17 protein-coding genes, 8 tRNA genes and 6 rRNA genes are annotated in these 26,688 nt (G+C 37.3%); 3 read left to right on the top strand and 28 right to left on the bottom strand.

Annotated features, from left to right (window positions below):
• Positions 1-68: 68 nt before the first annotated feature.
• From G9F72_RS00470 to G9F72_RS00460, 3 genes are all read right to left on the bottom strand, one after another.
• Positions 69-1,586: ribosomal RNA gene (locus tag G9F72_RS00470) — 16S ribosomal RNA — on the bottom strand.
• A 581-nt stretch (positions 1,587-2,167) separates the two neighbouring features.
• Positions 2,168-2,386 (bottom strand): DUF3892 domain-containing protein, encoded by a 219-nt coding sequence (locus G9F72_RS00465; RefSeq protein WP_164960215.1) that lies wholly within the window; start codon positions 2,384-2,386, stop codon positions 2,168-2,170.
• Positions 2,387-2,679: 293 nt separating this feature from the next.
• The gene (locus tag G9F72_RS00460; protein ID WP_164960216.1) at positions 2,680-3,555 is read right to left on the bottom strand and encodes a YitT family protein; all 876 of its coding nucleotides are present in this window, start codon (positions 3,553-3,555) and stop codon (positions 2,680-2,682) included.
• Between the two features lie 254 nt (positions 3,556-3,809).
• On the opposite strand from G9F72_RS00460, the gene G9F72_RS00455 reads away from it, so the two are divergent.
• On the top strand, positions 3,810-4,484 hold the full coding sequence (locus G9F72_RS00455; protein ID WP_164960217.1) for a uracil-DNA glycosylase: 675 nt from the start codon (positions 3,810-3,812) through the stop codon (positions 4,482-4,484).
• A gap of 51 nt (positions 4,485-4,535) precedes the next feature.
• On the opposite strand, the gene G9F72_RS00450 is transcribed toward G9F72_RS00455, so the two are convergent.
• From G9F72_RS00450 to G9F72_RS00425, 6 genes are all read right to left on the bottom strand, one after another.
• Positions 4,536-4,611 (bottom strand) — tRNA-Phe (locus tag G9F72_RS00450).
• A 5-nt stretch (positions 4,612-4,616) separates the two neighbouring features.
• Positions 4,617-4,733 (bottom strand): 5S ribosomal RNA (rrf, locus tag G9F72_RS00445).
• A gap of 57 nt (positions 4,734-4,790) precedes the next feature.
• Positions 4,791-7,715 (bottom strand): 23S ribosomal RNA (locus tag G9F72_RS00440).
• A gap of 290 nt (positions 7,716-8,005) precedes the next feature.
• A 16S ribosomal RNA gene (locus G9F72_RS00435) occupies positions 8,006-9,521 on the bottom strand.
• The 16S, 23S and 5S rRNA genes sit together here with 1 tRNA gene alongside, the layout of an rRNA operon.
• A gap of 551 nt (positions 9,522-10,072) precedes the next feature.
• A complete protein-coding gene (locus G9F72_RS00430) occupies positions 10,073-11,014 on the bottom strand; it encodes a GNAT family N-acetyltransferase (RefSeq protein ID WP_164960119.1) in 942 nt (313 codons plus the stop codon).
• Positions 11,001-12,191 carry an MFS transporter gene (locus G9F72_RS00425; protein WP_164960120.1) on the bottom strand — a complete coding sequence of 397 codons (1,191 nt, stop codon included), beginning with the start codon at positions 12,189-12,191 and terminating at the stop codon, positions 11,001-11,003. Before G9F72_RS00425 ends, G9F72_RS00430 begins: the two co-directional genes overlap by 14 nt.
• Positions 12,192-12,505: 314 nt before the next feature.
• Between G9F72_RS00425 and G9F72_RS00420 the strand changes: the two genes are divergently transcribed.
• Entirely contained in the window at positions 12,506-13,708 is a 1,203-nt protein-coding gene (locus tag G9F72_RS00420) for a class I SAM-dependent methyltransferase (RefSeq protein ID WP_164960132.1), read from the top strand.
• 268 nt (positions 13,709-13,976) lie between these two features.
• Positions 13,977-14,879, top strand: coding sequence for a cation diffusion facilitator family transporter (locus tag G9F72_RS00415; protein ID WP_164960121.1), 903 nt, complete (start codon positions 13,977-13,979; stop codon positions 14,877-14,879).
• Between the two features lie 63 nt (positions 14,880-14,942).
• Here the strand turns inward: G9F72_RS00415 and G9F72_RS00410 are convergent, their stop codons facing one another.
• The 19 genes from G9F72_RS00410 to G9F72_RS00320 form a co-directional block, all read right to left on the bottom strand.
• Positions 14,943-15,704 (bottom strand): ThiF family adenylyltransferase, encoded by a 762-nt coding sequence (locus G9F72_RS00410; RefSeq protein WP_164960122.1) that lies wholly within the window; start codon positions 15,702-15,704, stop codon positions 14,943-14,945.
• Positions 15,705-15,861: 157 nt separating this feature from the next.
• Positions 15,862-17,106 carry a DUF1015 domain-containing protein gene (locus G9F72_RS00405; protein ID WP_164960123.1) on the bottom strand — a complete coding sequence of 415 codons (1,245 nt, stop codon included), beginning with the start codon at positions 17,104-17,106 and terminating at the stop codon, positions 15,862-15,864.
• Positions 17,107-17,132: 26 nt separating this feature from the next.
• On the bottom strand, positions 17,133-18,044 hold the full coding sequence (locus G9F72_RS00400; protein ID WP_164960124.1) for a D-2-hydroxyacid dehydrogenase: 912 nt from the start codon (positions 18,042-18,044) through the stop codon (positions 17,133-17,135).
• Between the two features lie 143 nt (positions 18,045-18,187).
• Entirely contained in the window at positions 18,188-19,261 is a 1,074-nt protein-coding gene (locus G9F72_RS00395; RefSeq protein WP_164960125.1) for a pyridoxal-phosphate-dependent aminotransferase family protein, read from the bottom strand.
• 342 nt (positions 19,262-19,603) lie between these two features.
• Positions 19,604-19,792: a hypothetical protein gene (locus tag G9F72_RS00390; protein ID WP_164960126.1), complete on the bottom strand. Its 189-nt coding sequence runs from the start codon at positions 19,790-19,792 to the stop codon at positions 19,604-19,606.
• Positions 19,793-19,881: 89 nt separating this feature from the next.
• A complete protein-coding gene (locus G9F72_RS00385) occupies positions 19,882-20,070 on the bottom strand; it encodes a hypothetical protein (RefSeq protein WP_164960127.1) in 189 nt (62 codons plus the stop codon).
• A 140-nt stretch (positions 20,071-20,210) separates the two neighbouring features.
• A complete protein-coding gene (locus tag G9F72_RS00380; protein ID WP_164960128.1) occupies positions 20,211-20,372 on the bottom strand; it encodes a hypothetical protein in 162 nt (53 codons plus the stop codon).
• 55 nt (positions 20,373-20,427) lie between these two features.
• Complete coding sequence (locus tag G9F72_RS00375) at positions 20,428-21,141, bottom strand: hydrolase (RefSeq protein WP_164960129.1); 714 nt, start codon at positions 21,139-21,141, stop codon at positions 20,428-20,430.
• A 167-nt stretch (positions 21,142-21,308) separates the two neighbouring features.
• The gene (locus G9F72_RS00370) at positions 21,309-21,824 is read right to left on the bottom strand and encodes an NUDIX domain-containing protein (protein ID WP_164960130.1); all 516 of its coding nucleotides are present in this window, start codon (positions 21,822-21,824) and stop codon (positions 21,309-21,311) included.
• Between the two features lie 78 nt (positions 21,825-21,902).
• Positions 21,903-22,595 (bottom strand): DNA/RNA nuclease SfsA, encoded by a 693-nt coding sequence (sfsA, locus tag G9F72_RS00365; protein ID WP_164960131.1) that lies wholly within the window; start codon positions 22,593-22,595, stop codon positions 21,903-21,905.
• A gap of 157 nt (positions 22,596-22,752) precedes the next feature.
• Positions 22,753-22,827 (bottom strand) — tRNA-Glu (locus tag G9F72_RS00360).
• A gap of 10 nt (positions 22,828-22,837) precedes the next feature.
• Positions 22,838-22,913, bottom strand: a tRNA-Lys gene (locus G9F72_RS00355).
• A gap of 4 nt (positions 22,914-22,917) precedes the next feature.
• Positions 22,918-22,992 (bottom strand) — tRNA-Gln (locus tag G9F72_RS00350).
• A 9-nt stretch (positions 22,993-23,001) separates the two neighbouring features.
• Positions 23,002-23,078 (bottom strand) — tRNA-Arg (locus G9F72_RS00345).
• A 17-nt stretch (positions 23,079-23,095) separates the two neighbouring features.
• Positions 23,096-23,169 (bottom strand) — tRNA-Gly (locus G9F72_RS00340).
• A 10-nt stretch (positions 23,170-23,179) separates the two neighbouring features.
• A tRNA-Leu gene (locus G9F72_RS00335) sits at positions 23,180-23,263 on the bottom strand.
• A gap of 10 nt (positions 23,264-23,273) precedes the next feature.
• Positions 23,274-23,348, bottom strand: a tRNA-Glu gene (locus tag G9F72_RS00330).
• 5 nt (positions 23,349-23,353) lie between these two features.
• Positions 23,354-23,470: ribosomal RNA gene (gene rrf / locus G9F72_RS00325) — 5S ribosomal RNA — on the bottom strand.
• 159 nt (positions 23,471-23,629) lie between these two features.
• A 23S ribosomal RNA gene (locus G9F72_RS00320) occupies positions 23,630-26,554 on the bottom strand.
• Positions 26,555-26,688: the final 134 nt, after the last annotated feature.

Raw genomic sequence — 26,688 nt, 5'->3', positions numbered from 1 at the left:
GAGAATAGGTTACGAGTAATTACAGTAGATGTTTTGCATTGACCGAAGTCTTTGCATCTACTCCCTAGAAAGGAGGTGATCCAGCCGCAGGTTCTCCTACGGCTACCTTGTTACGACTTCACCCCAATCATCAATCCCACCTTCGGCCGCTGGCTCCTTACGGTTACCTCACGGACTTCGGGTGTTACCAACTCTCATGGTGTGACGGGCGGTGTGTACAAGGCCCGGGAACGTATTCACCGCGACATGCTGATTCGCGATTACTAGCAACTCCGGCTTCATGTAGGCGAGTTGCAGCCTACAATCCGAACTGGGATGAGTTTTTGAGTTTGGCTCCACCTTGCGGTCTTGCATCTCTTTGTACTCACCATTGTAGCACGTGTGTAGCCCTAGACATAAGGGGCATGATGATTTGACGTCATCCCCACCTTCCTCCCGGTTAACCCGGGCAGTCTCACTAGAGTGCTCAACTTAATGGTAGCAACTAATGATAAGGGTTGCGCTCGTTGCGGGACTTAACCCAACATCTCACGACACGAGCTGACGACAACCATGCACCACCTGTCACCCTGTCCCGAAGGACTTCGCCCATCTCTGGGTTATGCAGGGGATGTCAAGTCTAGGTAAGGTTCTTCGCGTTGCTTCGAATTAAACCACATGCTCCGCTGCTTGTGCGGGCCCCCGTCAATTCCTTTGAGTTTTAATCTTGCGATCGTACTCCCCAGGCGGAATACTTATTGTGTTAACTGCGGCACCGAGGTTCGACCCCCGACACCTAGTATTCATCGTTTACGGCGTGGACTACCAGGGTATCTAATCCTGTTTGCTCCCCACGCTTTCATGCCTCAGCGTCAGTTACAGTCCAGTAAGTCGCCTTCGCCACTGGTGTTCTTCCTAATCTCTACGCATTTCACCGCTACACTAGGAATTCCACTTACCTCTCCTGCACTCTAGACACCCAGTTTCAAATGCAGCACCCAAGTTAAGCTCGGGTATTTCACATCTGACTTAAATGTCCGCCTACGCATCCTTTACGCCCAGTAAATCCGGACAACGCTTGCCACCTACGTATTACCGCGGCTGCTGGCACGTAGTTAGCCGTGGCTTCCTCCTCTGGTACCGTCATTATCGTCCCAGAAGACAGAACTTTACAACCCGAAGGCCTTCATCATTCACGCGGCGTTGCTGCGTCAGGGTTTCCCCCATTGCGCAATATTCCCCACTGCTGCCTCCCGTAGGAGTCTGGACCGTGTCTCAGTTCCAATGTGGCCGATCACCCTCTCAGGTCGGCTACGCATCGTTGCCTTGGTGGGCCGTTACCTCACCAACTAGCTAATGCGCCGCGGGTCCATCTCAAAGTGGAATTTTCCGAAGAAAAATCCTTTGATGTCTCGATCATGCGATCAAAACATATTATGCGGTATTAATCTCCCTTTCGGGAGGCTATTCCCCTCTTTGAGGCAGGTTACCCACGTGTTACTCACCCGTCCGCCGCTAATCCACCCCGAAGGGTTTCATCGCTCGACTTGCATGTGTTAGGCACGCCGCCAGCGTTCGTCCTGAGCCAGGATCAAACTCTCAATTTAAAAGTTTACACTTTTTATTTGAAATGAATAATCTGCGCCAACTGTTAAGCTGGTTAGCAAGCTCATTACATACTTTTTAGTCTTACGACTAATATTACTTTTTTATCTAAAGTAATTAACTGGTCTAACGAAATATTATTTCGCTATTTTACCTATTTCTCTGTTTAATTTTCAAAGACCAATTTCATTTGTCATCATGTGACGACTTCTACTATTTTACTAGGTATTTCTTGTTTTGTCAACATTTTTATTAATATATTTTAAATTTATTTAAAAATTATTAATTGTTAACTTATCAATCTTTACCTTTATCGTTACTCATTAGCAGCGACAAGTAATATATTATCATCTTTAACCATGATCATTATTATTTTTTTTCTTCTCTACGACAATTATATACAATATTCTCTATAATACTACTATATAGTGAATATCCTTCATGTTGACACACTAGGAATAGTATACCTTCTTTAATTCAATAATATACCTAATTTACGTACAATATATGTAAATATTTATACATAAGCCCTAAGTCCTCTACATTTATAACCCCTCAATTAAGAGGACTTACGACTTTTATATTAAAAAATAGGAAGATTATCTAAATTATCTTCTGTGGTACTATTAGGTGAGGATTTTATAACATCATTTCCATTTCTATTTTTTGAAACAATCACCGATTCCACGGTTCCTCTTTTTGCTAAAGCCACAGCCTTACTCACATCTAATTCCTCACCAGTACTAGTTAATACGTTTGTAATGTCTCCATCTGCATTTCTTCTTACCTTAACTATCTTCATAAATATACATCTCCTTGTTAGTTAATATAATGGGAATTTAGTATCTAAAATTTCTTTGATTACATATTACTACTCACATTAGCTTTTAAACTCCATATTTAGTATTTCCCTGTTTATATTTGTTTTATTACTAATTTTCTACAAACTATATAAACAAATTTACAATACAACAAAAGCATGTAACAAATTACATGCTTTTGTTGTATTGAATCTATTATAACTCGCAGCGGAGCTGTCATTTCTTAATACTATAAATAATTGTAGGTTAAATTAATTATATATATCCTATTCAACTAAGCTAAAGGACTTTTAAATCCATTACCTTGAACCTCCGCTATATCAATTATAGATATAAAAACTTCTTGGTCTATATCTTTTATTACTCTCTTAATTTGTGGTAGTTGACCCAATGAAACAACGCAATACATTACATTTTTTCTATGGTTAGTGTAGGCGCCTTCTCCATATAAAATAGTTACTCCTCTATTAAAATTATTCAATATGGCATCACTTACTTCTTTTTCTTTTTTAGATACAATTAAAAGCATTTTACGTCTATTTAATCCATTAATTACTTTTTCCATAACCGCAGAAGTAATATACATAGCAATCAGAGTATATAATCCTACTTTAAAATCAAATAGTACAGATCCAATAGCTACAATTAAGAAATTTATTACAAAGCTCATTATACCTATTTCTATACCATATTTCTTTTTAGCATATATAGCTATAATATCCATGCCACCGGTAGATCCTTCATTAGAAAAAACAATTCCAATACCAATACCTGAAAGAACACCCCCATATATACAATAAAGAAGTCTATATGATTCTTCAACAGGTGCAAGAACATTATTTAAAGATGAAGTAAGAATTAAAAAAATGGATAAGGAAATTGTTCCGAGTATGGTAAATGCGGTGAATCTTTTGTTTATTTTCAATATACTCAAGATAAGAAGTGGGATATTAAGTATTAATATTGTAATTCCCATTGGTATGTTAAAAATATACTGCAACATTAACCCTATTCCGGAAAGACCTCCACTAAGAAGCTTATTGGGAATTATAAATAAATTTACTGCAACAGATAAAATAAAACTACCTAAAATAATAAGAGCTACTTTCTGAGATAAATCTTTAAAATCAGTACTAGATGTCTTTTTCATAAACTGCCTCCATTTCTTTCTCTAAAGTACAGAACAATTATTAACTGTCTTGTACCATATATTTTTATATTTATTATATACTATTTAACGTGTTAACAACCAGAACTACTATTATATATATATTAATACTTATGCTCCCTATAGACAAGTGATCTCAATGCCAAAGCTGAAGGATCCAGGTTTGCTCACAAAATTGTAAATACTTGTTTTATGAAAATAAAAGTATTTGTGATACACTAAAGTGAGGTGATTTTATGAATGATTTATTAAATGATTGGAATGAACTACTATTAGAAGAATTTAATAGTGAATATTTTTTAAATTTGAAAAACTTTTTAAAAAAAGAATACGAGACTCACCAGATATATCCTGAAGTTCAAAATATTTTTAACGCTCTTAAATACACAGCATATAAGGATGTAAAAGTTGTTATACTTGGTCAAGATCCTTACCATGGTGATGGTCAAGCACATGGTTTAAGCTTTTCTGTAAGATCAGGTGTATCTATTCCCCCTTCACTATCAAATATATATAAAGAGTTGAATAGTGATATAGGCTGTTATATACCTAACAATGGGTATTTAAAAAAGTGGTGCGATGAAGGTGTTTTACTTTTAAATACCGTTCTTACCGTTAGGGCTGGCGAAGCTAATTCTCATAAAAATAAAGGATGGGAACATTTTACTAATAAAATAATCACACTATTAAATGATAAAACAGAACCTATAGTTTTTATTTTATGGGGAAATAATGCCCAGTCTAAGCAATTTCTAATAACAAATCCAATACACTACATAATAAAGTCTGTTCACCCAAGCCCCTTATCCTCATATAGAGGTTTTTTTAACAGTAAACCTTTTTCTAATACTAATGATTTTTTAATTTTACATGGTAAATTACCTGTTAATTGGCAAATTGATAATGTATAATATATTATTTTGAACATAAAAAAACGTCTTAGATTTATCTAAGACGTTTTTTGGTGGCTAGACCAGGAATCGAACCAGGGACACGAGGATTTTCAGTCCTCTGCTCTACCGACTGAGCTATCCAGCCACATTACCTGGCGACGACCTACTCTCCCACAAGGTTGCCCCTGCAGTACCATTAGCGCATTGAAGCTTAACCTTCGTGTTCGGTATGGGAACGGGTGTTACCTTCATGCCATAATCACCAGATTGAGAAAATTTATATTCTCTCAAAATTGCACAGTGAAATTTTCGCTTATATATATTAAGGTCAAGCCCTCGACTTATTAGTATTAGTCAGCTGAACATGTTACCATGCTTACACCTCTAACCTATCAACCTGGTGTTCTTCCAGGAGTCTTACTAACACCGTGCTTACGCACGAGTTATGGGAAATCTCATCTCAGGGTGGGCTTCACGCTTAGATGCTTTCAGCGTTTATCCCTTCCAAACATAGCTACCCAGCGATGCCACTGGCGTGACAACTGGTGCACCAGAGGTTTGTCCATCCCGGTCCTCTCGTACTAAGGACAGCTCCCTTCAAATTTCCTACGCCCGCGACGGATAGGGACCGAACTGTCTCACGACGTTCTGAACCCAGCTCGCGTGCCGCTTTAATGGGCGAACAGCCCAACCCTTGGGACCTACTTCAGCCCCAGGATGCGACGAGCCGACATCGAGGTGCCAAACCTCCCCGTCGATGTGGACTCTTGGGGGAGATCAGCCTGTTATCCCCGAGGTAGCTTTTATCCGTTGAGCGATGGCCCTCCCACGAGGTACCACCGGATCACTAAGTCCGACTTTCGTCCCTGCTCCACTTGTAGGTGTCGCAGTCAGGCTCCCTTCTGCCTTTGCACTCTTCGCGCGATTTCCAACCGCGCTGAGGGAACCTTTGAGCGCCTCCGTTACTTTTTTGGAGGCGACCGCCCCAGTCAAACTGCCCACCTAACAATGTCCTGTGACCAGATTCATGGCCTCCAGTTAGAACCTCAGTACTGTCAGGGTGGTATCCCAAGGATGACTCCACACAGGCTGACGCCCATGTTTCTCAGTCTCCCACCTATCCTGTACAGACAATACCGAAATTCAATGCTAAGCTACAGTAAAGCTCTACGGGGTCTTTCCGTCCAATCGCGGGTAGCCAGCATCTTCACTGGCACTACAATTTCGCCGGATGTGCTGTTGAGACAGTGCCCAAATCATTACGCCATTCGTGCGGGTCGGAACTTACCCGACAAGGAATTTCGCTACCTTAGGACCGTTATAGTTACGGCCGCCGTTTACTGGGGCTTAAGTTCATACCTTCGCTTGCGCTAAGTAATCCCCTTAACCTTCCAGCACCGGGCAGGCGTCAGCCCCTATACATCAGCTTTCGCTTTAGCAGAGACCTGTGTTTTTGCTAAACAGTTGCTTGGGCCTATTCTCTGCGACCTACTTTCGTAGGCACCCCTTCTCCCGAAGTTACGGGGTCAATTTGCCGAGTTCCTTAACAGCAATTCTTCCGATGGTCTTAGGATTCTCTCCTCACCTACCTGTGTCGGTTTGCGGTACGGGCACCAATATCCTCGATAGAGACTTTTCTTGGCAGCGTGGAATCAGATACTTCAGGAATAAATTCCCTTCCCCATCACATCTCAGCGTTAAGAGCAAACGGATTTGCCTGCTTGCTCCGCCTAAATGCTTAGACACACATCCAATAGTGTGCACATCTTATCCTCCTGCGTCATCCCATTTCTAATAACGTCCATTGGTGGTATCGGAATATCAACCGATTGTCCATCACCTACGCCTTTCGGCCTCGGCTTAGGTCCCGACTAACCCTGAGAGGACGAGCCTTCCTCAGGAAACCTTAGGTTTTCGACCGTTAAGATTCTCACTTAACTCTCGCTACTTATGCCAACATTCTCACTTCTGTACCGTCCACCACTCCTTACGGTATGACTTCAGCCAGTACAGAAAGCTCCTCTACCGCGTACACATAGTGTACACCCATAGCTTCGGTGGTAAGTTTTAGCCCCGGACATCTTCGGCGCAGGATCTCTTGACTAGTGAGCTATTACGCACTCTTTGAATGAGTGGCTGCTTCTGAGCCAACATCCTAGTTGTCTTAGAAATCCCACATCCTTTTCCACTTAACTTACACTTTGGGACCTTAGCTGATGGTCTGGGCTGTTTCCCTTTTGACTACGGATCTTATCATTCGCAGTCTGACTGCCGAAATAAAAGTATATGGCATTCGGAGTTTGATAGAGTTCAGTAACTGTTGTCAGCCCCTAGCTCATTCAGTGCTCTACCTCCATTACTCAATTAATCGACGCTAGCCCTAAAGCTATTTCGAGGAGAACCAGCTATCTCCGAGTTCGATTGGAATTTCTCCGCTATCCACAGCTCATCCCATGGTTTTTCAACACCAACGTGGTTCGGACCTCCACGGAATTTTACTTCCGCTTCATCCTGGCCATGGATAGGTCACCCGGTTTCGGGTCTACGACATGCAACTATACGCCCTATTCAGACTTGGTTTCCCTTCGGCTCCGTACCTTAAGTACTTAACCTCGCTACATATCGTAACTCGTTGGCTCGTTCTACAAAAAGCACGCCGTCACACATATAAAGTGCTCCGACCGGTTGTAGGCACACGGTTTCAGGTTCTATTTCACTCCCCTTCCGGGGTTCTTTTCACCTTTCCCTCACGGTACTTCTTCACTATCGGTCACTAGGTAGTATTTAGCCTTGGGAGGTGGTCCTCCCTGCTTCCCACAAGGTTTCACGTGTCTCGTGGTACTCTGGATTAGATCTGACTGTTTTTCCTTTTCATTTACAGGCCTATTACCTTCTGCGGAGCAGCTTTCCAGCTATCTTCAATTAAGGAATTGCAGTATTTATGATCTATCCTCAACCCCTAGGTCAAAGACCTAGGTTTGGGCTCTTTCCCTTTCGCTCGCCGCTACTTAGGAAATCGATGTTTCTTTCTCTTCCTCCGGGTACTTAGATGTTTCAGTTCCCCGGGTCTACCTCTGCATACCTATTTATTCAGTATGCAGTACATAGTTGTTACTATGTGGGTTCCCCCATTCGGAAATCTTTGGATCACAGGCTATTTGCGCCTACCCAAAGCTTATCGCAGCTTAACGCGTCCTTCTTCGGCTCCTAGTGCCAAGGCATTCGCCATGCGCCCTTTGTAGCTTAACCTTTATCTATTGTCTATTTGCATAAACAATCTTATCTATTTACATAGACGTTTAATTAATTTTGCGAAATTGTATTAAATCCATCCATAACTACTTACGTAGTTTTAAACTTATTAAAACAACTTTAATTTCACTGTGCAATTTTCAAAGAACATTTTTAGAAAGATTAAATTTTTAGTTAACTCAGAAGAGTTAACTAAAATTAGTCTCTCAAAATTAAACAGAGAATAGGTTACGAGTAATTACAGTAGATGTTTTGCATTGACCGAAGTCTTTGCATCTACTCCCTAGAAAGGAGGTGATCCAGCCGCAGGTTCTCCTACGGCTACCTTGTTACGACTTCACCCCAATCATCAATCCCACCTTCGGCCGCTGGCTCCTTACGGTTACCTCACGGACTTCGGGTGTTACCAACTCTCATGGTGTGACGGGCGGTGTGTACAAGGCCCGGGAACGTATTCACCGCGACATGCTGATTCGCGATTACTAGCAACTCCGGCTTCATGTAGGCGAGTTGCAGCCTACAATCCGAACTGGGATGAGTTTTTGAGTTTGGCTCCACCTTGCGGTCTTGCATCTCTTTGTACTCACCATTGTAGCACGTGTGTAGCCCTAGACATAAGGGGCATGATGATTTGACGTCATCCCCACCTTCCTCCCGGTTAACCCGGGCAGTCTCACTAGAGTGCTCAACTTAATGGTAGCAACTAATGATAAGGGTTGCGCTCGTTGCGGGACTTAACCCAACATCTCACGACACGAGCTGACGACAACCATGCACCACCTGTCACCCTGTCCCGAAGGACTTCGCCCATCTCTGGGTTATGCAGGGGATGTCAAGTCTAGGTAAGGTTCTTCGCGTTGCTTCGAATTAAACCACATGCTCCGCTGCTTGTGCGGGCCCCCGTCAATTCCTTTGAGTTTTAATCTTGCGATCGTACTCCCCAGGCGGAATACTTATTGTGTTAACTGCGGCACCGAGGTTCGACCCCCGACACCTAGTATTCATCGTTTACGGCGTGGACTACCAGGGTATCTAATCCTGTTTGCTCCCCACGCTTTCATGCCTCAGCGTCAGTTACAGTCCAGTAAGTCGCCTTCGCCACTGGTGTTCTTCCTAATCTCTACGCATTTCACCGCTACACTAGGAATTCCACTTACCTCTCCTGCACTCTAGACACCCAGTTTCAAATGCAGCACCCAAGTTAAGCTCGGGTATTTCACATCTGACTTAAATGTCCGCCTACGCATCCTTTACGCCCAGTAAATCCGGACAACGCTTGCCACCTACGTATTACCGCGGCTGCTGGCACGTAGTTAGCCGTGGCTTCCTCCTCTGGTACCGTCATTATCGTCCCAGAAGACAGAACTTTACAACCCGAAGGCCTTCATCATTCACGCGGCGTTGCTGCGTCAGGGTTTCCCCCATTGCGCAATATTCCCCACTGCTGCCTCCCGTAGGAGTCTGGACCGTGTCTCAGTTCCAATGTGGCCGATCACCCTCTCAGGTCGGCTACGCATCGTTGCCTTGGTGGGCCGTTACCTCACCAACTAGCTAATGCGCCGCGGGTCCATCTCAAAGTGGAAACTCTAAAGAGAATCCTTTGATGTCTCAATCATGCGATCAAAACATATTATGCGGTATTAATCTCCCTTTCGGGAGGCTATTCCCCTCTTTGAGGCAGGTTACCCACGTGTTACTCACCCGTCCGCCGCTAATCCACCCCGAAGGGTTTCATCGCTCGACTTGCATGTGTTAGGCACGCCGCCAGCGTTCGTCCTGAGCCAGGATCAAACTCTCAATTTAAAAGTTTACACTTTTTATTTGAAATGAATAATCTGCGCCAACTGTTAAGCTGGTTAGCAAGCTCATTACATACTTTTTAGTCTTACGACTAAAATTACTTTTTTATCTAAAGTAATTAACTGGTCTAACGAAATATTATTTCGCTATTTTACCTATTTCTCTGTTTAATTTTCAAAGACCAATTCGCTTTGTCATCATGTGACGACTTCTACTACTTTATCAGTTATTCAATCATCTGTCAATAGTTTTTTAATCTTTTAAGTTAATTTTTCTTTTATGCTATGATGGTTGCTTTGTCACTACTAAACCGCAGCAACAAATAGTATTTTATCATAATCCACTATATCTATTTTGTTATATATGGTAAACATCTCAATATAGGTACACAATAATCTCAATTTCTACCTTATTCTACGTTTTTCTTATATTGATACACTAGGACTCGTATACATAAGCCTCCTTATAAACTTAGCCCAAATAACATCACTTATAAAAACATCTATACTCATGCTGATTTTAATTCAATATGAAATTCAGATTTTATAAATTAGTTAACTACTTTTAACCTTATAAAAAACCACGTGGTCTCTCCATTCACCATTTATGTATAAGTACTTTTCACTTATACCAAGTTCTTTAAACCCAGAGTTTTTTAAGACTCTTTGTGACTTTTCATTGTCAATTAGAGTAGTTGCTTCTATTCTATGTAACTCTAATTCCTCAAAAGCGTATTCTACTACAAGTTTAACTGCCTCCTTCATATATCCCATGCCTTGCTGTTTTTCATCCAAGGAATAACCTATAAAAGCATTTTTAAAAACACCCATAACTACATTTGATATTCTTATTTTCCCAATAAGTTTATTACTGTTATATATACCAAAATTAACACCAGTCCCCCTTAAAAACTGTTTGTAACTTTCTGTTAAGGTACGCTTTTGGCTGTCCATTGTATAAAACCCTTCATCTCTAGAGGGTTCAAATCGCCTTAGAAATTCTCTGTTTCTTAAGTGATAATCTAACACCTCTTCTGCATCTCCAGGAGTTAATACCCTAATTATAATATTTGCACCTTTAATTTCTAAATCCTTTTCTAATAAACTTCTATTAAAAGCAAAACTACTTATACCAAAAATAAGCTCTGATTGGTATTCAGATTTATTTACTACACTATCTGTTATAATACCTTCTAGATCAAAGCCTAAATCAGTAAAAGCGTTTGTATTTATTGTTTCATGAGCTATAACATTTACTTTGTTTATTCCCATGTTTTTAAACAAGATATTCAGCATAAGCTTTAATGTATCTTTTAAATATTCATAATTTTCATTAGTATTTCTATGAAATTTCAATCTAAAAAGGCAAAACTTATTTTGTTTATCTAATTCAACTATGAATATTCTTCCTAATATAATATACGTATTGTCCTTTATTACGTACTCTCTCTCATTTCCCTTTAGCGCTTCTAAATTCACATATTTACCCTTGTTCATTGTTAACCCCACTATCTACAATAAAATTACTTTTTGTGTTTATATAAATAAGATATATAAAAATAATAGATATTATTAGACTTATTGGTATCATATAAAAGGCAAAATAAGTACCAACCTTATCATTTAATTTACCTATTACCAAGTTGAGCAGCATATTAACGGAAGAAGTTAATGTAACTATAACTCCTGTTATGTAGGCAGTATTTTGCCTGAATACCTTACTTATAGTAAGTATAAGCGTTGGAAAGGTCACTGCAAAAAATAAACCTGAAGCAGATATTATTATAAGACCCTTTTCTCCAATAACAAGTCCTAAGGTGAATAAGCACACTGCAATTATTAAGGAACCCATAGTTGTTTTTAAATATCCTAGCTTTTCAACTACAAATCCCCCAACTAACCTTCCAATACTAAATATAATCAAAAACAAAACACTGTAAAAAGCACTCTTACTGCTATTGTATTTATAATTATCTTTTATATAATTCACCAGCCAACTTACTGTGGCTACCTCAGAAAACACATAAAATCCTAATGCAAATACATAGAAGTAAATTACTTTATTTTTAAAGACATTCAATTTATTTATTTTTTTGCCTCCACTATATTTATGAGTATGAGGCATTTTTATAAAAGCAAATGCAATAAGTAGTATCACAAATAAAATTGATATTCCAAGATATATATTCCTCCAGGTAAACCCCTTTGTCATTAATATTCCACCTAGTGCTTGCCCTGCAGCTCCACCCACACCATAACAAAAATGAATTATGTTCATAAGAATAGCTTGATAACTTAGAAGTAATACTGGGACTAATGTGTTTATAGCTATACTTGTAAGTGCAAGCCCTATATTCATAATGAACATGTTTATTAAAAAGGAGGTATAACTGTCTACTACCGACATTAACGATAAGGAAGAGAACATACAGCAGAGTCCTAATATAATAACCCTCTTTTGTCCTATTTTTTCGCAAAGTATTCCTCCAATATAAGAAAACAGTATGTAGGCTAAGGAACCAATAAAAATCATTATTCCTATGCCAGTATTATCTATATTGAAGTCCGATTTAAAGGATGGTATAAATATTCCTTTAGTATTTTCAGCCATTGCATTTAGTGCCATCATAATAAATAGGAAAATTATAACTATAATATTATTCTTATTTTTCAATTAATTTCCTCCTTATAGTCCTCTAGGGTGTCCTCCTAGTTATACTACTCTGAGGAGCTATCTCTCTTAATTTTCATTGCAATATAATGATCCATTGAAGCTTCATTTTGTTTGATTTAATCAAGTTTATTATAGCATAAATTATTATGGTTAAATATAGTAAACAGCCAATATGCTGATTTTCTTACTTTTCTGCTTGCAACTCTATTTTATGGTTAAAACTATAATATTATATTTTTATTCAATAGCTTTTGAAACTTTGTTATACTTATAATATAGACTGTGAATAATTATAAAAGAAAGGGTTGAGCACAATAAATAAGCAAAATATTAATAAATTAAAACTTTTTTTAATGGGTCTTGAAAATAGGTTCTCTGAAAACTCTTCAATATTTAAACAAATTAATACCAACTACATATCAGGTCTAAAGGAATTTAAAGGAATAGGCCTCTATGACAATGGAGATATCAAGTATAATTTTAATGGAAAAACAGATACCTTAAGTATCAATCAATTATTTTCAAACATAATTAAAGAAGCTGAAAGCTATGAAAGTTTATCACTAATTTATAGTGAAAGAGGTTCTAAGATTTTAATCTCTGCTGATAATAAAAATGTAACTATGAAGAACTTAGATATATCTTCTATAGAGGAGGAAAATTCAAATAATATTTCTTCCAAATCAGCCTCTTCGAGTATTAGTGGAACTACTTCCACTCTTTTAAATAGAGATTACTATATTAAGATTGGTAGTGCAGATGCTTTACTAAAAGAACTAGGAATAATGAGTAAGGATGGTAAAGTTAAAAATGATAAAATAAGAAAATATAATCAAATTGATCGTTATGTAGAACTATTAGAAGGGATCTTAGATAAACTTCCTAAAAATGAAATTGTAAACATATTAGATTGTGGCTGTGGAAAATCTTATTTATCCTTTGTACTTAACTATTATTTAACAGAAGTCAAAAGGAAAAAATGCCATTTTATTGGACTAGATTACTCTGAAGCTGTAATAGACTCTTGCAGGATTATGGCCAAAAATTTAAACTATAGAAATATGGAATTTCACGCTATAGATATTAAAGATTATAAGCCCGCTAAAAATATACATGTAGTATTGTCCCTGCACGCTTGTGATACCGCTACAGATATGGCATTAGCTCTGGGAATAAGAGTAAACTCCGATGTGATAATTGCAGTTCCCTGTTGCCATAAAGAACTTTTAAGTCAATATTCTTATGAACCCTTTAAAAATATACTAAAGCAGGGTGTATTTAAAACAAGAATGGCGGATATTTTAACAGATGGGATGCGCTCTTTGATGTTAGAAGCTAAAGGATATGAGGTTTCTGTGGTGGAATATATTTCTCCACTTGAAACACCTAAAAACACAATGATAAGGGCTATAAAGACTTCCACTGAAAATGATAAGGCTATGGATGAATATATATCTTTAATGAGCAGTTTAAATGTTTATCCTGCCTTATATTCATTCTTAAATGAATGGGAATAAATCAATTTTATTTTTAAAATATTTCATATAAAATGGACGAACATTTTCTTGGTATCATACTAAGAAAATGTTCGTTTTCTTAGTATGAATATAAAAATAACTATAATATAATACTATTGATAATTAATAAAGTAAATCATTATCAATTGATATTGTTTACTATACCGTCAAACCTTGACTTTTTATAGAAAATTAGATATTATAATACTAATTATTTTTATCAAATGATAATTAATTACACAAATTTATTTAAAATGGGGTATTATATATGAATGTAAAAGTAAAAACTGCAAGATTATCAATAATCTCTAACACAAGTTTAATAATTATGAAACTAATAGTAGGTCTTTTTACAGGTTCGGTAAGCATACTGTCTGAAGCAATCCACTCAACTATGGATTTACTTGCTTCAATAATTGCCTTCTTTTCTGTGAAAATATCTGATAAGCCTGCAGATGAAACTCACCCTTATGGACATGGAAAGATAGAAAACATATCCGGAGTAATAGAAGCCCTTTTAATATTTGTAGCTTCTATTTGGATAATAGTAGAATCAGTTAAAAAGATTATTAATCCTCAGGGCATAGATTCCATTGGGATAGGCTTTATAGTTATGTTTATATCCGCTGCTATAAACTTTATAGTATCTAAGAAATTGTATAAAGTAGCAAAGGAAGAATCCTCCATCGCTTTAGAAGCAGATGCTCTTCACTTAAAATCAGATGTATACACGTCACTGGGTGTAGGCGGAGGTTTAATGCTTATTTGGATTACAGGTCTAAACTATTTAGATCCAATAGTAGCAATTTTGGTTGCTATTTTTATACTGAAAGAATCCTTTCAACTATTAAAAACTGCTTTTAATCCGCTTTTAGATATTAAATTATCTGATGAAGAAATTCAAATAATAACCGGTGAAATAAGCAAACATGCTTCTATCTATTGTAATTACCATGATCTTAAAACAAGAATATCTGGGCGTAATAAATATGTGGATTTACATTTAGTAGTGCCCGACAACATGTCAGTAAAAGATGCTCATGGTATATGTGATGAAATTGAAAATGGTATAGAAAAATTATTAAAGTATACTAATATTATGATACATCTTGAATCTTGCGGAAAAACATGTGATTATTATAAATGTAATCATAAAAATGATTGTAAGTAAAATAAGATAAGAGTGCATTAATTAGCACTCTTATCTTTTATTCATTACTTATAACATTAAATATTAGCAGCTCTTTTTAATTAAATCCTTAATAACTTCTCCACCAATTATCATTCCTGCTACTGGAGGAACAAAGGATATACTGCCGGGAATCTGTCTTTTCATAGCACATTTCTTTGAACCTCCTGTACATACACAGCCCTCTTTGCATGTTATAACTTCGTCCAGCTTAGGCCTTATAGGCATTTCCTCAGAATAGACTACCTTAAGACTTTCAACATTACGCTTTCTTAGCTCATGTCTCATAACCTTTGCAAGTGGACATACTTTCGTAGCATAAATATCTGCAACTCTAAATAGAGTTGGATCTAATTTATTGCCTGTGCCCAAACAACATATGATATCGATGCTATGCTCTTTGCAGTAAAGAGCTAGTGCTATTTTTGAAGTAACTGTATCAATAGCATCCACTACATAATCTGTATCGGTGGTTATAATATCTCCCATATTGTCCGCTGTTACAAAAGTTTCATGAGTGATAACTTCACATTTAGGATTTATTTCAAGGATTCTCTCCTTCATTACTAAAACCTTACTTTTACCTATAGTATTAAATGTAGCATGTATTTGCCTGTTTAAATTTGTTAAACATATTGTATCGTCATCTATTAATACCAATTTACCAACACCAGCTCTTACTAGTGCCTCAACTGTATAACTACCAACTCCACCTATTCCAAATACTACTACCTTACTTTTTTGTAATTTGTTTAAACTATCCATACCTATTAGTAACTCTGTTCTTGACAATGAATGCTGTGGCATATGTTTCTCTCTCCTTTGAATGTATAATCTTGTAACTATTTCAATTATAACAAATTAATCTTATAATCTCATTATACCCTATATATTTAAAAAGGCCACGCATATGCGTAGCCTTTTCTCATTATTTGAACAGTTCTATTAATATTATTACTTTAGATTATAATTCGTGAACAAATATTCCACTTTGTAATTTTGGTTCAAACCAAGTTGATTTAGGAGGCATTGTTTTCCCTGCATTTGCTATATCCATTAAATCGTCCATAGTTGTAGCACACATAGAGAATGCAACTTTCATTCCTTCATTAACTCTTCTTTCAAGTTCTCCAAGTCCTCTTATTCCACCCACGAAATCAATTCTTGAGTTTGTTCTTGGATCATCAATTCCTAGAATTGGTTCTAATAGATTATTTTGAAGTATTGATACGTCTAATCTATCTACTGGATCTTTTATATTAAAAGTTCCTTCTTTAGCAGCTAGTTTATACCATTTTCCATCTATGAACATTCCATATGTTCTTTGAACTTCTGGTTTAAACTGTCCTTCACCTTCATAAGGAGTAATATCAAATTTTTCAGAAGCTTTATTCATAAATTCTTCTGAAGTATTTCCGTTTAAATCTGCTACAACTCTATTATAATCCATTACATATAAATCATTATCTGGGAATATAACTGATAAGAAGAAATTGAATTCCTCATCACCTGTGTATGATGGGTTTTCTTGTCTTCTCTTTAGTCCAACTTTAACAGCTGAAGCTGATCTATGATGACCGTCAGCTATATATAAATAATCTGTTCCAGCAAATAATGCTGATAGTTTATTAATAACCTCTTCCTCATCTATGACCCAAATAATTTGAGATACACCATCTTCTGATTTAAAATCATATACTGGTGTTTTTGTTTCTGTCCAGTTTTTTACTAAAGCATCTATTTCATCTTTATGTCTATATGTTAAGAATATTGGTCCAGTATTAGCATTTGTATAATCAACATGATTAAATCTATCAAGCTCTTTATCTGCTCTTGTTAACTCATGCTTTTTAATTATATCATTTATATAATCATCAATTGAAGCACAAGCAACTATACCAGTTTGAGGTCTCCCATCCATTATTTGTCTATAAATATACAAACAAGGTTTTTCTTCTTGCATATAAACTTTATAATTAATCATTTTTTTAAGATTTTCACTAGCTTTAAGGTAAACTTGCTCACTGTGAATATCTATTCCCGGCTCTAGATCTACCTCTGGTTTATCAACATGTAGAAATGAATAAGGTTTTCCTATTACCATTTCTCTAGCTTCTTCACTATTCATAACATCATAAGGAAGAGCTGCTACTTTCTCTACTAAATCTAATTGTGGTCTGTATGCTTTAAAAGGTCTTACTACTGCCATGATTATTCCTCCCGCGGTTAATTAATTTATTTGAAAAAATCACAAATAATACTGTTTATTTCACTACCTATTCTTGTTTGAGCTTCTTTAGTTGCAGCACCAATATGTGGTGTTACAGAAACCTTTGGATGATTAACTAGTGCTTCATTTTTAGTTGGTTCTTCAACAAAAACATCTATTCCAGCTCCTGCGAGTTTACCGTTATCTAATGCTTCAACTAGTGCAGCTTCGTCAACTACTCCACCTCTAGCACAGTTGATTAAGAATGATCCATCCTTCATCATAGCTAATTGGTCCTTTCCTATAAGAGCTCCTTGCTCTTTAAAGAACGGTATATGTAATGATAGATAATCTGCTCTTTTTAAAACATCATTTAATTCACAGAATTCATATTCATCACAATCTTTAGCCTTTCCTATTATATCTGTATATATAACTTTCATACCAAGTGCAGATGCTTTTTTAGCTAGTTCTCTTGATATTCTTCCAAATCCAATAAGACCTAAAGTTTTTCCGCCAATTTCTACGCCTTCATATTTCTTCTTATCCCATTTACCTTGTCTCATAGATACATTAGAAATATTGATAAATCTCGATATAGCAAACATATGAGAAAGAGCAAGTTCTGCTACAGATGCACTACTTGCATTTGGAGTGTTAGAAACTTTTATACCTTTTTCCATAGCATACGCTACGTCTATATTGTCAACGCCTACTCCGCCACGTATTATAAGCTTTAGTCTTCCTGCCTCTGCTGCAATATCTATTATTGATTGTCTAACCTTTGTTGCAGATCTAACCACAATTACGTCAAAATCTTTTAATGCTTCGCCTAAAACTTCAGGTTCATAAAAATGTTCAACAACTTCGAATCCCTTAGCTTTTAACTCTTCAATAGCATTTTTCTCCATACCATCAGTAACTAATACTCTAATCATGATAAGCCTCCTCTTTATATACAGAAAACGTTATACTTTAATGGCTTACCCCATTAAAGCATATTATTTTCAATGATTACTTAAAGTTAAATTAAGAATGAAAAATCAAATTATAATTTTTCATTCTTAATTTTAATTTTTAATTATTTAAGTCCTAAAATCTCGCTAATTAACACTAGTAAATCTTCTATTTCTTTTGGTGTAGTTTCAGCCATATGAGCTATTCTAAATGTCTTATCTTTCAATTTTCCATAACCATTAGAAATCATAAAGCCTTTTTCGCCTAATTTCTTGTTTAAGTCAGATACATTAATTTCTCTTGTGTTTTTAATGTTAGTTAATGTGTTTGACAAAAAGTTTTCATCAGGGAATACTTCAAAGTATTTTCTAGCCCATGCACGAACAAGCTCTGCACCAGCAATATGTCTTGCAAACCTTTTCTCTAAACCTTCTGCGAGTATCTTATCTAGTTGATAATCTAGTGCAAACATATGTGCAAGTGATGGAGTAGATGGATATTGATAATCTTTCTTTTGTATGTAATCATACATTCCTAATAAATCGAAATATATTCCTCTGTTTGTAACTTGTTTAGCTCTTTCTACTGCTTTTTTTGAGAATGAACAAATAGCCATTCCTGCAGGTAATCCTAAACATTTTTGAGTTGATGTAATACAGATATCTATAGCCCATTCGTCTACTTTTACTTCTGTACCAGCAGCGTTGCTTACTGTATCAACACATACTACAACTTCAGGGTATTTTTTGTATACATCTGAAAGAGCTTTCATGTCATTCATAAGTCCTGTTGAAGTCTCGTTCATAGTAATAGTTATTAAATCATATTTTCCAGTTGATAATGCTTCTTCAAGCATTTCTGGAGTTGTTGGTTGTCCCCATTCAGATTCTATTTTATCTGCTGGTACTCCATTAGCTGTACACATTTCAAACCATCTGTTTCCAAATGCTCCTACTGAAAATACTGCTGCTCTTTTTGCTGTACATGTACGAACAGCACCTTCCATTAGTCCACTTCCTGAACTAGTTGAAAGTAATATTTCTTCTTTAGTATTAAATACTTTTCTCATTTTATCACTTATGTTTCTTTGTAATGCAGATGCTTCCTTACCTCTATGTGATATTTGAGGAGTAGCCATTTTTTGAAGTACATCTTCTGCTACCTCTACTGGTCCTGGTATAAATAATCTTTTATGCATAATTCACCCTCCAAGTTTTGGCTTTTGCCATTTATTATTCATTTTGTAATCTGTCTTGAAGTCTAATAACCACTTTCATTTTAACACTTAAATATAAATTTCTCAATATAATAGAAATAAATATTATGAGAACTTTAGCTATTATTCTACATTTATCATATAAAAGCATATACTATTCTAACATATATTCTAAAATATTGCTTCAATTTACTGTTTTAACAGTATTTTTGTAAGGTAATTATTACCATATGATATAATAACTCATGTTTCTTATATATACTAAGCGTGAGAAAACTACCTTCCAAAAATTACTGCTAGAGTATTAGTGACTTATTATCTACATTAACCTTGATCGAGACCTGCTAAAACCCTGTCAAATAAATTAATCTCACATTTATCATTTTTAAAATGATGGCAATTTTCACAGCTTTTACTAAATGGTGTACCTATTGAAGATTGAAATCCTGTACCTACTGAGTCATATCCATGACAACTATTTGCTACATGGGACATCTGTTCTATATTTGGCATAATATTATTCCTCCTTTTAAGGCACACTGAAATAAATAATAATTTATTATACTAATCTATTTCTTTTCATGTACCTAATTTAAAATCAGTCAATTTGACATTATTGTTTCCCTAATTTCATCAAATAATTCCTCTATACATTTTTCTCTAACATAATTAACACAACTACTGCAACTTCTAGACCCATAAGTGATGCTATTCATGAGTCCCATGTAATATATAGGCCTATATCCATGACAATTCTCAGCTACTCTCATTTTTAAATCACTTGAAACCATAAAATCCTCCAAACATTAATAGTTTTATATGTTATATTTTAGTCTTCCTATTTTTTAGGTTTTTAATTCTTATTAGGTTAAAATTTAAAGAAGCTACTAAAACATAAAATGTTCTAGTAGCTTCTACATGTTATTTTAAATTATATATTAATTATAGATTCAGTTTCTCTACAGTATTTTGTAGTTAAACACTGACCTAAATTTCTTGGACACCTTTTACAAATGCAGTCGGAAGCTTCTCCATCACATTCTTTTGCTAGTGCTTCAGGGCATTTATCACAATTATCTCCACCTACAGCCATTTTATCACCTACCACTTTATTTCAATTTTATTTATAATTAGTTTATTTTAATGTATTATTCGTCTTCGTTCTTTATCTCATAATTCTTTCTGTACTTAATCATTATTTCATTTAAAATATCAGCTACTATTGGTGGTGTATATGTAATCCCATTAGCTCCTGCTCTTATAGTTTCCCTTATACTCTCATCATTTGGGCCACCAGTAGCGATTATAGGAAAATCAGGATGTTTTTCTCTTATTTTGCTAACTATATAAGCCGTCTTTCTCGCTCCTGAAACGTTAAGTATAGTTGCTCCTGCATTTATTCTTGCTTCTATATCTTCAAATTCGGATATAATAGTAACTATTATTGGAATATCTATAGTTTCTCTTATTTGTTTTATAACATCATTGTGAATTGGACTATTAACTACTACTCCCATAGCACCTTTAAATTCAGCATCTAGCGCTAAATTTGTTACTCTTTTACCTGTAGTAATTCCTCCCCCAACACCACAAAATACTGGTACATCTGCAGCGAGTACTAATGCTTCCGTTATAATGGGCTGAGGTGTAAATGGATATACGGCAATAATTGCATCAGCGTTTGTATTTCTTATAACTGCTACATCCGTAGTAAACACGAAAGACTTTAATCTTTTTCCAAATATTACAATACCACTTGCATCCCTTATTGCAACCGGTAGCTCTATCATATGACTTCTCAAAGTTCCTGTTATTTGAGGTACTTTTTTGTTCAAATTTTTATTCTCATTGTTTTTTTCCATTTTTGTCCCTCTCCCTTTTTCTAGTTATTTAATATTAGTGCTATATATTATTTATCCTGACCTTTACGATTTTAACAATATTTTTTTTAATATCATAAGTGCAATTATACTTACAATGGTTGTTTAATTCTACCTATAATACTATATTGTTTTATTTATACTGGTAATTATTTTAATGCTTTTTCTCCCTCACACTCAATTTCCTTTAGCAATTTCCTAACAATTCTTTTTCCTATTTCATCTTCACTCATTTCACATAGAGCATCATCTATATTACCCCAATCAACCCATTCAACTTCAGAAGACTTATTTATTTCACCCTCAATATACGCAGCACTAAAAGTTAGCATTACAATTTCTTTAGATACTAAATAATCACTTCCCAAATATTTTATATCTCCAACAGTTATTCCTGTTTCCTCTTTGACTTCCCTGTATACAGTTTCTTCAACAGATTCTCCGTTGGTTACATATCCCGACACTAATACCTTTGAATTTTTAAAAATATAACTTTGTTTAAGAAGCAAAATTTCTTTACCCTTCATAACTGCAACTACTACACATGGTTTGGGTGTGTCAAAATACATAATATCATCCACAGGGCAATATGGAACCCCACCTTCATCCCAGCTGTATTTTTCAATTAATTCTCTTCCACAAATCGGGCAATATATAAATTTCAAAACTTTTCCTCCTTAACATCTATTTAACTACACAACCATTTATTTCAAAGTCATTATTAATAAGTCCCATAAAATTAATTATAAAATAACCTGAACTGACTGACTTAAAGTTATAAAATTTTCACCAACTTCACATTCATAAGCATAAATATCAACGCCACTTTTGCAAGCTAATCTTAGGGCATTCCCAAAGGCTGCATCCATATCGTCATTCGGAGAAAAATTTTTTATATTATTCATTTGAATAAGAAATAGTACTCCAGCTCCAAACCCCATTTTTTTAGCCTCAATAAGCTCTAATAAGTGTTTTGTTCCCCTCTCTGTAGGTGCATCTGGAAACATACTTTTACCATCTACTTCTAATGTTACGCCCTTTACTTCAAGATAATACGTGTCGCCCATATCATTAGATATCTTAAAATCAAATCTACTATTTCCAAAAGTTTTTTCCCTGTGTATAATATTATATTTAACAAGATTTTGTATCTTTTTATTCTTCAAAGCTTCATCAACAACACTATTAGGAATTTGTGAATCTATATTGATGATTTTATTACCTTTATATCCTGCAATTAAATCATATAGTGTTTTTCTAGTAGGATTAAGCTCTTCTCTTAATAAAACCTTAGATCCAGGAATTAATATTTCCCTGCATCTTCCTGTATTTGGAACGTGAACCATTAACTCTTCACCATTTAAATTTACATAAGCCTGAAATCTATTTGGTCTTGTTATAAATTCTGCAATAAAAACTCTTTTATTTATAAACATATTTTCAACTCCATTTTTATAAATATACACCAATTTATAAAAGTTATCAACATATCCACAGTGATAATAGTATTTTATGTGGATACATTGCTCATTATTTCATAAATCAAAAAATTATCAACAAAAAAGTCCTTGCATTAGCAAGGACTTTTTTTTATGGTGACTCCTAGGGGAATTGAACCCCTGTTACTACCGTGAAAGGGTGGTGTCTTAACCTCTTGACCAAGGAGCCTTATAAAGTTTGGTGGCTTACCGGGGAATCGAACCCCGGACACCATGATTAAAAGTCATGTGCTCTACCAACTGAGCTAGTAAACCATATTGGCTGGGAGGGCAGGATTTGAACCTACGAATGCCACAGTCAAAGTGTGGTGCCTTACCGCTTGGCGACGTCCCAACAATATAATGGTGTGTCTTAAGGGATTTGAACCCCCGGCCCACGCCTTAGAAGGGCGTTGCTCTATCCAACTGAGCTAAAGACACATATTAACAAAATAAAATGGAGCGGGTAGAGGGAATCGAACCCTCGTAATTAGCTTGGAAGGCTAACACTCTACCATTGAGTTATACCCGCTTAATAAATATGGTGCAGGTGAAGGGACTTGAACCCCCACGCCGTAAAGCGCTAGATCCTAAGTCTAGTGCGTCTGCCATTCCGCCACACCTGCAATACATATATGGTGACTCCTAGGGGAATTGAACCCCTGTTACCACCGTGAAAGGGTGGTGTCTTAACCGCTTGACCAAGGAGCCTTATGACCTGGCGACAACCTACTCTCCCACAAGGTCACCCCTGCAGTACCATTGGCGCATTGAAGCTTAACCATCGTGTTCGGTATGGGAACGGGTGTTACCTTCATGCCATAATCACCAGATTTGTTTTCTAGCAATAATAATTGAGAATCTACCGTCGTTGACTACGGATATTAGATATAAAATATCTTCTCACTATTATCTCCATATAGAGATATTTTTTTCTTTACAGAAAAATATTCTCTCAAAATTGCACAGTGAAATTTTCGCTTATATATATTAAGGTCAAGCCCTCGACTTATTAGTATTAGTCAGCTGAACATGTTACCATGCTTACACCTCTAACCTATCAACCTGGTGTTCTTCCAGGAGTCTTACTAACACCGTGCTTACGCACGAGTTATGGGAAATCTCATCTCAGGGTGGGCTTCACGCTTAGATGCTTTCAGCGTTTATCCCTTCCAAACATAGCTACCCAGCGATGCCACTGGCGTGACAACTGGTGCACCAGAGGTTTGTCCATCCCGGTCCTCTCGTACTAAGGACAGCTCCCTTCAAATTTCCTACGCCCGCGACGGATAGGGACCGAACTGTCTCACGACGTTCTGAACCCAGCTCGCGTGCCGCTTTAATGGGCGAACAGCCCAACCCTTGGGACCTACTTCAGCCCCAGGATGCGACGAGCCGACATCGAGGTGCCAAACCTCCCCGTCGATGTGGACTCTTGGGGGAGATCAGCCTGTTATCCCCGAGGTAGCTTTTATCCGTTGAGCGATGGCCCTCCCACGAGGTACCACCGGATCACTAAGTCCGACTTTCGTCCCTGCTCCACTTGTAGGTGTCGCAGTCAGGCTCCCTTCTGCCTTTGCACTCTTCGCGCGATTTCCAACCGCGCTGAGGGAACCTTTGAGCGCCTCCGTTACTTTTTTGGAGGCGACCGCCCCAGTCAAACTGCCCACCTAACAATGTCCTGTGACCAGATTCATGGCCTCCAGTTAGAACCTCAGTACTGTCAGGGTGGTATCCCAAGGATGACTCCACACAGGCTGACGCCCATGTTTCTCAGTCTCCCACCTATCCTGTACAGACAATACCGAAATTCAATGCTAAGCTACAGTAAAGCTCTACGGGGTCTTTCCGTCCAATCGCGGGTAGCCAGCATCTTCACTGGCACTACAATTTCGCCGGATGTGCTGTTGAGACAGTGCCCAAATCATTACGCCATTCGTGCGGGTCGGAACTTACCCGACAAGGAATTTCGCTACCTTAGGACCGTTATAGTTACGGCCGCCGTTTACTGGGGCTTAAGTTCATACCTTCGCTTGCGCTAAGTAATCCCCTTAACCTTCCAGCACCGGGCAGGCGTCAGCCCCTATACATCAGCTTTCGCTTTAGCAGAGACCTGTGTTTTTGCTAAACAGTTGCTTGGGCCTATTCTCTGCGACCTACTTTCGTAGGCACCCCTTCTCCCGAAGTTACGGGGTCAATTTGCCGAGTTCCTTAACAGCAATTCTTCCGATGGTCTTAGGATTCTCTCCTCACCTACCTGTGTCGGTTTGCGGTACGGGCACCAATATCCTCGATAGAGACTTTTCTTGGCAGCGTGGAATCAGATACTTCAGGAATAAATTCCCTTCCCCATCACATCTCAGCGTTAAGAGCAAACGGATTTGCCTGCTTGCTCCGCCTAAATGCTTAGACACACATCCAATAGTGTGCACATCTTATCCTCCTGCGTCATCCCATTTCTAATAACGTCCATTGGTGGTATCGGAATATCAACCGATTGTCCATCACCTACGCCTTTCGGCCTCGGCTTAGGTCCCGACTAACCCTGAGAGGACGAGCCTTCCTCAGGAAACCTTAGGTTTTCGACCGTTAAGATTCTCACTTAACTCTCGCTACTTATGCCAACATTCTCACTTCTGTACCGTCCACCACTCCTTACGGTATGACTTCAGCCAGTACAGAAAGCTCCTCTACCGCGTACACATAGTGTACACCCATAGCTTCGGTGGTAAGTTTTAGCCCCGGACATCTTCGGCGCAGGATCTCTTGACTAGTGAGCTATTACGCACTCTTTGAATGAGTGGCTGCTTCTGAGCCAACATCCTAGTTGTCTTAGAAATCCCACATCCTTTTCCACTTAACTTACACTTTGGGACCTTAGCTGATGGTCTGGGCTGTTTCCCTTTTGACTACGGATCTTATCATTCGCAGTCTGACTGCCGAAATAAAAGTATATGGCATTCGGAGTTTGATAGAGTTCAGTAACTGTTGTCAGCCCCTAGCTCATTCAGTGCTCTACCTCCATTACTCAATTAATCGACGCTAGCCCTAAAGCTATTTCGAGGAGAACCAGCTATCTCCGAGTTCGATTGGAATTTCTCCGCTATCCACAGCTCATCCCATGGTTTTTCAACACCAACGTGGTTCGGACCTCCACGGAATTTTACTTCCGCTTCATCCTGGCCATGGATAGGTCACCCGGTTTCGGGTCTACGACATGCAACTATACGCCCTATTCAGACTTGGTTTCCCTTCGGCTCCGTACCTTAAGTACTTAACCTCGCTACATATCGTAACTCGTTGGCTCGTTCTACAAAAAGCACGCCGTCACACATATAAAGTGCTCCGACCGGTTGTAGGCACACGGTTTCAGGTTCTATTTCACTCCCCTTCCGGGGTTCTTTTCACCTTTCCCTCACGGTACTTCTTCACTATCGGTCACTAGGTAGTATTTAGCCTTGGGAGGTGGTCCTCCCTGCTTCCCACAAGGTTTCACGTGTCTCGTGGTACTCTGGATTAGATCTGACTGTTTTTCCTTTTCATTTACAGGCCTATTACCTTCTGCGGAGCAGCTTTCCAGCTATCTTCAATTAAGGAATTGCAGTATTTATGATCTATCCTCAACCCCTAGGTCAAAGACCTAGGTTTGGGCTCTTTCCCTTTCGCTCGCCGCTACTTAGGAAATCGATGTTTCTTTCTCTTCCTCCGGGTACTTAGATGTTTCAGTTCCCCGGGTCTACCTCTGCATACCTATTTATTCAGTATGCAGTACATAGTTGTTACTATGTGGGTTCCCCCATTCGGAAATCTTTGGATCACAGGCTATTTGCGCCTACCCAAAGCTTATCGCAGCTTAACGCGTCCTTCTTCGGCTCCTAGTGCCAAGGCATTCGCCATGCGCCCTTTGTAGCTTAACCTTTATCTTTATCTATTTGCATAGATAATTTCGTCTATTTACATAAACGTTTTAATTCATTTTGCGAAATTGTATTAAATCCATCTAACTACTTACGTAGTTTTAACTTATTAAAACAACTTTAATTTCACTGTG

Origin of the sequence: Clostridium estertheticum (assembly GCF_011065935.2) — a bacterium.
In the GTDB taxonomy this organism is placed as follows: domain Bacteria; phylum Bacillota; class Clostridia; order Clostridiales; family Clostridiaceae; genus Clostridium_AD; species Clostridium_AD estertheticum_A.
This window is presented reverse-complemented; position numbering and strand designations above follow the sequence as displayed.